This is a genomic window from Bradyrhizobium sp. SRS-191, assembly GCF_024586915.1.
In the GTDB taxonomy this organism is placed as follows: Bacteria; Pseudomonadota; Alphaproteobacteria; order Rhizobiales; family Xanthobacteraceae; genus Bradyrhizobium.
This window is the reverse complement of sequence record NZ_JANBVS010000057.1, coordinates 1-2319: the sequence shown is the minus strand read 5'-3', so window position 1 is coordinate 2319 and position 2319 is coordinate 1. Positions and strand designations below refer to the sequence as shown.

The 2319-nt window shown below is 65.4% G+C and carries 2 protein-coding genes and 1 pseudogene; all 3 read right to left on the bottom strand.

Going from position 1 to position 2319, the window contains the following annotated elements; translation table 11 throughout:
• Positions 1–1040: GAF domain-containing protein (locus tag NLR35_RS33845; RefSeq protein ID WP_257170876.1), on the bottom strand; the 1040-nt coding region annotated here is incomplete at its 3' end.
• Positions 1041–1063: 23 nt separating this feature from the next.
• Positions 1064–1867 (bottom strand): transcriptional regulator PpsR, encoded by an 804-nt coding sequence (ppsR, locus tag NLR35_RS33840; protein ID WP_257170877.1) that lies wholly within the window; start codon positions 1865–1867, stop codon positions 1064–1066.
• Between the two features lie 27 nt (positions 1868–1894).
• Positions 1895–2319, bottom strand: a pseudogene (locus NLR35_RS33835) (hypothetical protein); the annotation flags it as partial.

Sequence of the window (2319 nt, the reverse complement as noted above, 5' to 3'; positions counted from 1 at the left end):
TCGGGCAGGGCGGTTTGCCAGTCGCCGTCGCGCGACACCGCCTCGATCAGGCGCTGTTCGAGCCGGCGCACCACGAGTTCGGACTGGCTCTGTGCAAAGCTTTCGAGCGCCGCAATCCGGATCGCACAGGCCTCCGCCAGCGCCTCGCCGACGGCTCGCATCTCGAAGGGGATGAACCGGGGCGAGTAGTGATGGCACGCGACCAGGCCCCACAGCCGGTTGCACACCATCAGCGAACAGACCAGCGTGGCGCCGACGCCCATGTTCTGCAGATATTTCTGGTGGATCGGCGACATGCTGCGCAGGCAGCTCAAGGACATGTCGAGATCGCGGCCGTTCAGCGGCGAGAGGCGCGGCTGCAACGGAACCGGCGTGTAATTGACGTCGACCAGCAGGCGAACGCGGTTGCGCTCGTAGAGCCTGCGCGCGATCTGGGGGATGTCGGAGGCCGGATAGCGGTTGCCGAGGAAGGCTTCGAGATCGTGACGGCGCCGCTCGGAAAAGACTTCGCCGTGTCCTTCTTCGTCGAAGCGGTAGACCATGACGCGATCGTAGCCCGCGATCTCCTTGAAGATGGCGGCGGTCTCGTCGCAGAGGGCGCGCAGCGAGGACGAGGTGGTGATGCGGTGGAACGCGCCGTCGAGCGCCGGCGTCGGATCGGCCGACTGTTCGGCCGGTTCGAGCTCGAGCACGAGACCGCCGTTCGAGGGGCGATGAACCGTACAGTCGAAGCGCTGCTGAGGACTGCCCAGGCTGCACCGCACCGTCATCGGCTTCGAATGCAGCGGCCCGCTCAGATGCGGCAGGATCTGCAGCAGAAGATTGCCGTCGAAATCGGTCAGCGGACGGCCGAGGATGGGACTGATTTTCAGGACGTCGCTGGCGTTCGCGCTGGCCTGAATGACGACATTGTCGGGCTCGCGCACGACCAGCAGCGCGCCATGGGGCTGTATCGATCCCGCCAGATGAATCTGCTCACGCTCGCAATTGGCAAGCGTTGCATGCCCGAAAGCCGGCGATGCAACAGGGACCGAGGTCAACTAACCCCCCTAATGTTTCCTCACTATCCGGTGCTATCCGGCTCTTTGTCTTCAATATGATACCGGTCGAGTTTGGCGTAAAGGCTCTGGCGACTCAAGCCCAGGATTTCGGCCGCCGTCGTCCGGTTCCCCTCGGCGAGTTGCAGTGCGGCACGGACGTAATACTGCTCGACCACCTCGACCGTACTCTTGACCAGTTTCCGCAGCGGCGTCTTGCCCACGGTCTCTGTCATGGACGCCAACGCCATCCGCAGGCTATCGCTTTCGGGGCTCGGCGAGAGCCGCCGCGCCACGTTCCGCAGCACGAGAACGATCCGGTTGTCCTCGCCATGGGAATAGCCGGACGCGGAAATCTCGATTTCGGTTTCGGTCCCGAGTTCCCCCAGAACCGTGGTCGACAGCAGGCGCACGATGCCATGGCGCTCGATGTTCGAAATCAGCACGGAGAGGTCGGCGCCCGGGCGCGACAACCACCGGCCGAGGTTCTCGCCCATGGCGGCGCCGGCAGACCCGATCTCGACGAGCTCGGCAAAGGCGCGATTGGCCCGCTTGACCTCGCCGCTCTCGTCGATGATCGCCACCGCGTCGGGGAGGCGATCAAGCAGCCCTTCGAAATCTTCCTGCTCGGTCACGGCCGTCCCGGCCGGCTTTCCGATCGGGGTCATCTGCAACAGAAAGACCGGCGTCGATCCCTGCGTCATCAGCGAGCCGCGCAGCGTCCACGGCGTGCCTTCCGCGCCGAGATGAACCACGATGCCGGGTGCCTTGCCCTGGTCTCGCACCCGTCGCAGCATCAGCTCGATCGGCTCGCGGTCCTTAGCGGCGATGTCCTGCAGGAAGTCGCGGCCGACCAGACCTTTCGGCGTGGTCCCCGATTGGGTCCCGCCAAGGCCGGGATTGATGGCCAGCGTCTCGCCGGCCGCGCCGCCGGCTTCATAGGCGGTCATCGACACCATCCGGCCGGCGCTGCGCTGGCTCCGGAGCTTGAGGTCGAGCTTGCCGAATTCCGCATCGACCACTGAGGTCTTGAGGACGACGAGCCCGCGACCGGTGCCGGCGTTGACCTGATCGCGCTCCGCCTTGAGCGCCACCAGCCGGTTCGCGACCGATGCCACCATGCCGAGCGCAAACGATGCATTGGCCAGATGCCGCTCCTGATGCCGGAACCGGGCGTAATCGCCTGACGTCTTGAAGCGGCCAAGCTCGGCGCGGACGGCGCCGTCGATCAGTTCGGCCAGATAATGCGCGACCTCGACATCCCCCGCGAGACCGAAGAGAT